Below are 253 nucleotides of genomic sequence, written 5' to 3'. Positions count from 1 at the left end.
CACCTTGCAAAGCACCACCCAAGGCTGCCTGACCGATGGCCTTTGCAGCGCCGGCCCCCTTCGCAGCGACGCCGACCGAAGCCAGAGGCAAGGTATAGGCTAGATCGCCGGCAAACCCGCCAATACCCCCACCCCAAGAGCCCGTCAGGTCCTGCGCCGCTCTACGCTCCTGATTCGTGTCGGCCTGCAGTTCCTTGGATAGGTCGCCGAAATATCCGGCAGCGCTGCGGCGGGCATCGCCAAGGGTTTTGCC

At 64.8% G+C, this 253-nt stretch carries 1 protein-coding gene; it reads right to left on the bottom strand.

Annotated elements, in window-relative coordinates; genetic code table 11:
• A partial coding sequence (locus RMT89_RS44375; protein ID WP_315889425.1) for a hypothetical protein occupies positions 1–253 on the bottom strand: 253 nt, incomplete at both ends.

This window comes from Streptomyces sp. P17 (assembly GCF_032436805.1).
Lineage (GTDB): Bacteria > Actinomycetota > Actinomycetes > Streptomycetales > Streptomycetaceae > Streptomyces.
This window is presented reverse-complemented; position numbering and strand designations above follow the sequence as displayed.